This window comes from Sphaerospermopsis reniformis, from assembly GCF_005402885.1.
GTDB lineage: Bacteria > Cyanobacteriota > Cyanobacteriia > Cyanobacteriales > Nostocaceae > Sphaerospermopsis > Sphaerospermopsis kisseleviana.
In genome coordinates this window covers 1-9,001 of sequence record NZ_BJCE01000220.1, presented here as the reverse complement: position 1 = coordinate 9,001, position 9,001 = coordinate 1, and the positions used below count along the sequence as shown (strand labels likewise).

4 protein-coding genes are annotated in these 9,001 nt (G+C 40.9%); all 4 read right to left on the bottom strand.

The features are described 5' to 3' along the window. Positions 1 to 183 precede the first annotated feature (183 nt). The 4 genes from FFR48_RS22015 to FFR48_RS30420 all read right to left on the bottom strand — a co-directional run bounded on the left by FFR48_RS22015 (position 184) and on the right by FFR48_RS30420 (position 8,858). On the bottom strand, positions 184 to 4,461 hold the full coding sequence (locus tag FFR48_RS22015; protein WP_236104143.1) for a chemotaxis protein CheA: 4,278 nt from the start codon (positions 4,459 to 4,461) through the stop codon (positions 184 to 186). 387 nt (positions 4,462 to 4,848) lie between these two features. Further along, complete coding sequence (locus FFR48_RS22010) at positions 4,849 to 7,890, bottom strand: methyl-accepting chemotaxis protein (RefSeq protein ID WP_137668849.1); 3,042 nt, start codon at positions 7,888 to 7,890, stop codon at positions 4,849 to 4,851. A gap of 16 nt (positions 7,891 to 7,906) precedes the next feature. Continuing rightward, positions 7,907 to 8,467, bottom strand: a complete 561-nt coding sequence (locus FFR48_RS22005; protein ID WP_096568170.1) for a chemotaxis protein CheW — start codon at positions 8,465 to 8,467, stop codon at positions 7,907 to 7,909. Positions 8,468 to 8,480: 13 nt separating this feature from the next. Then, complete coding sequence (locus FFR48_RS30420; protein WP_307722535.1) at positions 8,481 to 8,858, bottom strand: response regulator; 378 nt, start codon at positions 8,856 to 8,858, stop codon at positions 8,481 to 8,483. Between the last annotated feature and the right edge of the window lie 143 nt (positions 8,859 to 9,001).

The window sequence follows — 9,001 nt, the reverse complement described above, 5'->3', positions numbered from 1 at the left end:
ATCTAAACGCTGCAATTAATTTATCGCGTTTGGCTAAAGCGTGAAAGTCTACCGAGGGATAACTGCTCCCATGCTCCCGTTGAAGTAGAAAGTAAAGTCTAGTTTTGTCTAGGTTTTATATAGCAGAAAGTAATTCCCGGACAGTAATAGAGTCATCGACAATTAACACTGTCGGATCAATCTTCACCTCTGGAGCGTTACAGGAAGAGCCGTTCTTCGTTGCCAAGAGCCACCACCAATTTGTTTAGACATCTTACCTTGGAAGATGTCAATAATTTCTAAAACGTCGGCAATAGGCATAATGCGACCATCACCGAGAACTGTAGCACCAGCCACACCAATGGGTTTAGGTGCCGGTCCTTCAAATTGCTTAATGACAATTTCCTGTTCACCCAACACTTGGTCAATCTGGATAGCGACCATTGTATTACCTGAGCGCAAAACAACCACAGAAATTGTGTCATCTTCTCGCGTGTTGCTATAGACGTTACCGCGAGCAACATGACGATTGAAAACCAAAATTTCCTGTAAAGTTCGGAAGGGTAGGACTGTTTCCCGCCACCAAATAAATGATTGTCCATCCGCATCTTTCTGAACATCTGTAACGGGTATATCTAATGTGTCTTCCACGCCATCCATTGGGAAAGCAATTCTTGACTTGTTGGAAATACAGCAGAGAGCTTTACAAATACTCAGGGTGAGTGGTAGGCGAATAGTAAAGGTAGTTCCTTTACCTAGTACCGAATCAGTGGTGACAGTACCACGAATTTCGTTAATATCAGTTTGAACTACGTTCATACCCACACCCCGACCTTTGATATCATCAACTTGATCGGCTGTGCTGAAATTGGGCAGAAACAAAAGTTCATAAGCTTCTTGGCGAGATATGGTTTTTGCTTCTTCTGGTGTAATCACACCTTTTTGCAGTGCCTTCTGTTTTACCTTTTCGTGATCAATACCGGCACCGTCATCACTGACAGCAATTACAGTTTGATTACCTTGGTGGAAAGCGCGGATCTTGATTGTTCCCACAGGTGATTTACCCGCAGCTGTGCGAACTTCTGGAGTTTCAATACCGTGAGAGATCGCATTATTGAGCATATGGGTGAGGGGATCTGTCAGATGATCCAAAATCATCTTGTCAACTAATGTATTTACCCCTTCTGTCATCAGTTCTACTTGTTTTCCATATTTGATGCCGTTATCCCGCACCCCTCGACGCAACCGATCAACAGATTGAGCAAAAGGCACCATTCGCGCTTTAGTTATTCCTTCTTGTAGTTGGCTGGTGACTTGGCGGAACTGTAGTGCTACTCGTTCAGTTTCTTCGGTAACAAAGTCAATGTCGCTGGCTGACTCCCGAACTCTCACAATGTATTCTATAGTTTCTTGAGCAAGTAGGTGAAATTCGGTAAACTCGTCCATTTCTTCGGAGGCAAAACCCCGATCATTGGAACTGTTGTAACCTTTTTCTCTGGCTCTGCGACTCTTCAATAGTGAAGCTTCTAAGAGCGATCGCTCGTATAATTCTTGCATTCTCGCGCCCACATCGGAAAGATGTTGAATTTGAATCAATAAGTTATCTAATGATTGTCGCAGACGCTCATGATCCTGTTCTAAGGTATTGCGATTAACCACCAACTCCCCAACTAAGTTGCTCATTTCATCCAGTTGCTTGACTGGAATTTTCATGCTTTCTTCTCGAACACGACGAGTAGCCTGACGTGGCACTTTGCTAGTATTTGAGTTTATCCCTCTTCCTGATGAGTTAATTGTTTGATCTGCTTCTTGGAGTAATTCCTCCAAATCTTTAAATTCATCTGGTATGTCTGAAGACACAGCTATATTTTTAGCTTTTGCAGCTACAGGTGGACTCGGTTTTGGTGGCGTTTGTGGTATCTCTGTTGCTGAAGCATTATCTGTACCCAGTAATGCTTCTAAAGCCGCAAAATCTGCGTCTGGAATGGAGTTTGGATTGGGTGTTTCTAATTCTTCTTCATCGAGTAATGCTTCTAACTCTGCAAATTCATCTACTGCATTTTCTGAAGTATTGAATACTTCTAATTCTGCCAGTTCATCTACTACATTTTCCGCAGTATTTGTGGTTGTGGTTTCTAACTTTAATAGTTGAGAATTTGCTGCTTCTAGTATTAGAGGTAGCGTTAGAGGCGTTTGAGCAAATAAATCTGTTGTAATTTCTTCTTGTTCTAAAGCCAATTCTGGCAAATCAACATCTAAGGAAAGATCAAAGGAAAGATCAATATCTATCCCCAGATTTTCACTTATATCCTGCTCTAATACCTCTGGCTGTTTTTCCTGACTAAGATTGCGATCATTGATCGCTGTCTTTGTGGTTTCCTGGTGATCTTCAATTGACTGAATTACTGTGATCTTCTCCCAGGAAAGTGATACATCCTCATTACTGTTGTCATCAAAACCAGCAAATATATCCAATTCCAAATCAGCATTTGTCTGAGCAGATGGAACGGTAAATTCCGCCATCAAATTCATTGCTGCTGGTTGTTGGGAGAAGCTATCAATTTCCGGAAATAACACCTGATTATTATCTGCTGTGGGAGAAGTGGAAGGAGAATTTGCTAAATCAGCAAATAAATCATCTCCACCAGATGTCAACCAGGAATCTCCTATCTCTTGTTGTTGGTTTTCAGTCAAATCAAAGTCTGCTAAATAAAAGTTGAGGTTAGATGACTGCTGACTATCAGCTACAGTTTCCCCAAAACCTGCAAATAAACTTTCTTCTAATTCCTTAGCCACATCCTGTTCTAATTCAGCAGCATTTAACTGTGCTGGTTCTGAATCCATTTCTGTCCAGAAGCTATTAAGATCATATTCAGGTGCAGCGGCAGAAATTTCTGCTTTTGTATTGAGATTTAAAGGCAATAAATCATCAATTTCTAAATCATTTGTTGTGGCTGTTGTATCTGTTTCAATTTCACCAAACAAATCTAAAGACAAACTTTCTGGTTGAGACGGTATGTGTTCTGATGTAGGTTCTTCAACAGTCAGTTCCTCTAGAAAATCAGTAGTTGTAGTTGTTAATAAGTCATCAAAACTGTTTTCTTCTACCGTAGATTCTGGTTGAGTTAATTCCTCTTGATCAAATGCTAATGGTGCATGATTTTCTGATTTCAAGATTACAGGAATATCACTATCTTCAACCTGAGTATCACCAGTTCTTAATTGATTGATGGTAGTGTCTGGTATTTGTTCTTGTTCCCATCTTTCAAAATCGGGAGACTCACCTTGAAATAAATCTTCTAGAGTATTGAACTCAGCAATGCCTACTTCTAGTCCATTTAAGTTAGTAAGATCACCACTGAAGTTGAGTATTTCGTCATCGTTTTCAGTGAACAAGGAATTGAGACTAAAAGCATTTACATCTGTGTCATCCCTAGCGATTTCTGGCAAACTATCAAAGTCTTGAATGCTTGTATCTGCTGCTATGTCAAATTCTTCTATTGGTTCAACAATTGCGCTGCTATCCAGTACATTATCTGTATGTAATTCTTGTATTTCTAGTGTATCGTTAGCATCTGTGATTGGCTGTGGTTTTTCCTCTGCCCAATTTAGTTCTAACAACTCCAGTTCTGGAATTAGCTCCAGTGCTTCTAATTCTTGACCAATGGTTATTTCTGCTTCTTTACCGTGAATAACTAATTCTTGAGCTTGTTTGATTTCGGTAATAATAATTTTGGCTAAAGTGAGATAACTATTATCAGGATTGGCGATCGCATTATTGGCAGATTGACACAATTTAGACCAATTAGGCAAATTAAATTTTTCACCAAGTTTAAATAATTGCTGACAGCATGACTGTAAATTTTCCCTAGATGAAGGTGTGCTGCTTTGTTTAAAAAGTTGCAGCATTTCCCGCAGGGATTGTAGGACTTGACTTTGAAAATCTGACCAATTATTTTGGCTGACTACTGGCGGTTTTTGGGTACTTACTGGAGGTACAACTTCCTGTTTTGGTGGTGGTGTCGGTGCAGATACAGCAATGGGGGTGTTAATATTTCCTGATTGTAAAAGTTTTTCTAGATGCTGATTTAGTTCTGCAAACAGCGGTTCAGTTTCGGACATCAAAGTATTTGCAGTTTCCTCTGACAGACCAAAGGGACTACCCAAATTATCCAACAAAGCTTTTAAAGTATCAGAGACACTCAGAAACAAAGACTCTAGTTTTTGGTCAACCTCAACTCGTTGCTCTTTAAGAACTTTAAAACTATCTTCCAGCCTGTGAGACGTATGCTGAATACTGGTCAATCCCAGCATAGCTGCCCCGCCTTTAATGGAGTGAGCAGCGCGGAAGACTTCGTTGATCATTTCTGGGTCATTAAGGGTTTCTTGTAGGTTCAGTAACCCCTGTTCAATGGTGTTCAGGTGGTCTCTGGCTTCTTCGATGAAGTAACCCAATATCCGTTGTTGTTGTTCCAGCTGCATAAACAAGGATGAAGAATAAAGGATGAACGATTAATGAGAAGAATTCAGGAGTCAGGAGTCGTAGGGGCGAAGTAGGGGCGAAGTAGGGGCGAAGCATTCGGAAAATAACCTGTGATAAAAATTAATAATTGTTCGCCCGAATGCTGATGCTTCCAGCACACTTCGCGAAGACCCGTACAGGAGTCCGGAGTCAGGAGTATTATCTTGCTCAGGAATTAACAGATTAGAGATTTTAGAAAACATATCAATTAGGATGTTCAAAGTCTTATTTATTCTGTATTTTGTATTCTGAATCCTGACCATTAATGCAGGAATAAGGCTGAATGTTGAATTTGGGATTTGGGATCTTGGATGAAAAAATCTCAAATCCAAAATTAAACACTCCCTTTACCTAGATTCAATAGTTTCCACTCGGAAGCTTTCCACAGAAGCGATCAAGTCGCGGGATACTCCCACCAAGTGTTGTAATGCTCCTGAAACTCGTTGTGCTTCTTGGGACGTTTCCTGGGCTGTGAGTTCCACTGATTGCATCACCTGAGCCACAGCCAGAGAAGTTTCCGTCTGTTCTACGGTATCAGCGGTAATTGAGCGCACCAGACTGTCGATATGACCAGCTACTTCGATAATGTCTTCTACCGATCGCTTGGCTTCTTCTGCCAGTTTTGTCCCTTGAATTACCTGTTGTGTACCTTCTTCCATCGCTGTCATTACAGAGCCTGTATCGCTCTGGATTTGCATGACGATTTGTTCAATTTCTTTCAAAGACTTGGCGGATTTGTCTGCTAACTGCCGCACTTCATCGGCAACAATTGCAAACCCCCGTCCGGCTTCTCCGGCTCTGGCAGCCTCAATACTGGCGTTAAGTGCTAATAGGTTAGTGCGAGAAGCAATCTGGGAAACCAAAGCAACGATAGAGTTAATTTCTTGCGAAGATTCCGCCAACCGTTTCACTTTTCGCGTAGTTTCTGCCACTGTTTCCCGAATTTCCAAAATCCCCGCTACGGTATTTTCTACCGCCTCTCCCCCCTTCACTGCGATCACGCTGGCATCACGGGCTACAACTTCTGCTTCTTTGGCGGCATCTGCTACCCGTTTAATTGATTCGGTCATGACCTGTACGGAATTAAGGGTGACAGCCAACTCTTCTGCTTGCCGCAAAGCATACCCTGATAAAGCTCTAGCAAAGGTTTCTGAGTTGGTTGAGCCTTTGGTTACTTCCCTCGCTGCCATTTTTACCTGTTTAACAATATCCCGCAGGTTTTGAATTGTCAGGTTAAAGGCATCAGCTACTGCTCCCAAGACATCGGCTGTCACCTCGGCTTGAACTGTCAAATCTCCTCTTGCTGCCCCTTCCACATCATCTAAGAGACGAATCACTTGGCGTTGCAAGTTTTCTTTGGCTTCTTCCTGTTCCACCGCTTTCCGTTGGGCTTCATTAGTGGTCATGAAAATTACCCGTGCCATATCATTAAAGCTGGTAGCTAGATACCCTAGTTCATCTTCTGAGTAGACGGTAGCCTGAGCATTGAGATTCCCTTCTCGCACAGCATCAAACTGAGCTTGCAAATCTTTGGTTGTGCGGCGAATTTGTTTGAGTGTCAGATTTCCCATGAAACCAGCTGTCATCCCACCTGCCAGTCCTGCGGCTAAAGCCATTGCCCAGCCTGTATTTCGCACTGACTCCCGTTGGTCTGGTGGAGAAAATGTGGTAGCTCCAAAACTGACCAAAGCTGCTACTACTGCGGATGTCAAACCCACTGTACTAGCGATATACCATTGCTTTTTATCTAAAGAGGCATTTTCAAAAAATCCGAATAGACCCTGTTCAACACTGACATTGGGTTCTAGTTTAGAAACTTCTGGTTGGGTAAAGACAGGAACTGCTTCTTGCGCTCCTGTAATTGTGAATAGTTCTTCATTTCTGTCAATATCGTCATCATCAACTGAATTCATGGAGAAATCTTGAGAAAAACTACTGTTAGCAGTATTCGACCTTTCTCTTGTTGGTGATGACACACTCATTTCTCGATACTCAGATTCTCCTGTGAGGTTAAAACTGGGAATACTGCCTAAATCATCAAATTCGTCAAAATCGCCCAGAAATTCCATATTGTTTGGGGAATTTTCTCCCTGCACATTTGGATTCTCTTCTTCATCAGTGGTAAAGCTTTCTGAACCAAAGGCAGACTCAAATGCCTCTAAATCGAAATGATCATCATCAAATTCATCTGCATGATATTTTGTATCCAAATTTATACCTTGCTCATCATCGGCAAAATTGTTGTTCACAGATGATGAAATTTGGGTACTTGTGTCAAGTTCAGGTTCAAATTCTTCTGATTTTTTTTCTCTCAAATGATTTGGTCGGTTCCAAAATGTATTTGCACTACTGTCTGGCAAATCATGTCTATTTAAATCATTATTGATTTCATGTTCTTCAATGACTACATTAATATTTTCCTGACTATTGTTGGCAACTTTCAAATTCTCCAGTTTCATATCTTCAAAGTCTGGTGAATCTTGTTCCAGCATTAATTCAGGCGCACTTGCCCAATTATTTTCACCTGATAAATTAATTTTTCCCAAAAATGGTGAGTTAGTCTCCGCTTCACTGGTTAGTGAAATTTCCTGTTCTGAATTTGCATCCAGATCCGTTAAATAACTATTTTCTACTGATGTTCCAATATTCTCTTCAGATGAAATACCTTCTTGCCAAAAAGGAGGTAACTCTAAATCTTTTGATGCTTCAGCATCATTGCTGGTTGCTCCTAACTCTGAAAATGGTTGATCTAAAGTTAGTGGCAACTCCGAATTTTCTAGTACTTCAGCATCATTGCTGGTTGCTCCTAACTCTGAAAATGGTTGATCCAATGCAAAAGGATCATGACCGAAATCTATTGAGTTATCTGGTAGCTTGTCAAGATTAATACTATCTAAATCACTTATAAAAGGATTACTCAAAGACATATCTTCAAGCGAGTCTTGAGATGCTTCATAGTCACCAAACGATTTCAAATCAAAGTTGGCGTTATCCAAGTCTCTCATAACTCCTAAATCTAGTAAATCTGCTTCATCCATTACCAGACCATTAGACTCCAGATGATTTCTCTGTTGATTAGTCTCGACGGTGGATTCATCTTCACCAAAGGCTTCAAAGTATTGTTTAATACTTTCTAGGTAGTTAGTTGCAGAACCTAAAATTTCTTGATCATCTGTCAAATGGAACACCTGCTCATATTCTGCTTGGGCAATGTCGAACTGCTGCAAAACATAGTAAATGTAACCCCGCAACAGATGAGAATTGGGTTCATCTGGTAAACTATGCACCGCTTGGTCTATTAAAGTAGCGGCTAATTTATAATTTCCTTCTGTATAGGCTGTTAGTGCCTGCTGATATTTTGAATTACGATCATCTATATTTGCTGCCATATCCTCCCTCCCGACTTCAACCTGCCCACCTAGCACTCCGCAAAATTGCTGTTTGATCAATCAATCTTAGATACTTATTATTTTCAGTATCTATCCATTCTCCCCTGAGAAAAGGAGCCATCGTATCTGGTACATTATTGGCTGGCATTAGATACTGTACATCAAGCCAACCCATACCACATATTTGTTCTACTCCTAAGCCTACTATTGTGTCTTGATCTTCAATAGCAATTACTGGTATCTCCGACCTATCCGTGTTTAATGGAGTGGCATCTCCCAGAAATTGACCTAAATCTGCTACCCAAATTAATCGACCTCGTAAATTTAGAGTACCCAAAAGCAGTGGAGAAGTATTAGGAATCGGGGTGATCCGATCAGGACTGAGTTCGATGACTTCCCTGATCCCAGTTGCCGGTAATGCAAACTCCTGTTGTGAAGGAATATAAAATCTTAAATGTAACTCGCCTTTTGGGTCTATGGCTTGTGCCACGTTAACGCTATCAGGACTTTCTAGTTGTAATTCTGGGCTAAATTGGTCTGGACTGCTGCCACTTAAAAAGTCTGGTTTGCTGACCATTTTGTTATCATCCTTATCCTCGCAGTAATTGTTTGACTGTTCCTACCAACTCAGTTGGTTGAAACGGTTTGGCTATATAAGCGTCTGCTCCTTGTCTCATTCCCCAGTAGCGATCAAATTCTTCTCCTTTGGAAGAACAGATGACTACGGGGACATTTTGGGTTTTGGGATCGGATTTTAACCGCCGACAAAGTTCGTACTTTGCCATTTTTGTGACCAAAGGCGTAATTTCTAAACTGGTGAGTTGGGGAACAAGTGCTGTCCCTAAATCGAAAATGAAACTGCCTTGGTGTAAGCTCAACAGATCAAACAGTGTCTCATGTACCAAGCCATAAATAATATTCCTATCTTGCCCAAATTGACACCCAACGACAACAACAATCCCAAGCACTGCAAAAGCTAGAAAGTGAGCAAGTCCTAAGTTGACAATTTCATAGACAAAACTATACTTATATTGACAAAAATCAATATATTTTTAGGAAAAAATCAACTACTTGATATATAATACGGTGATATCAAGTATTGAATTGAGAC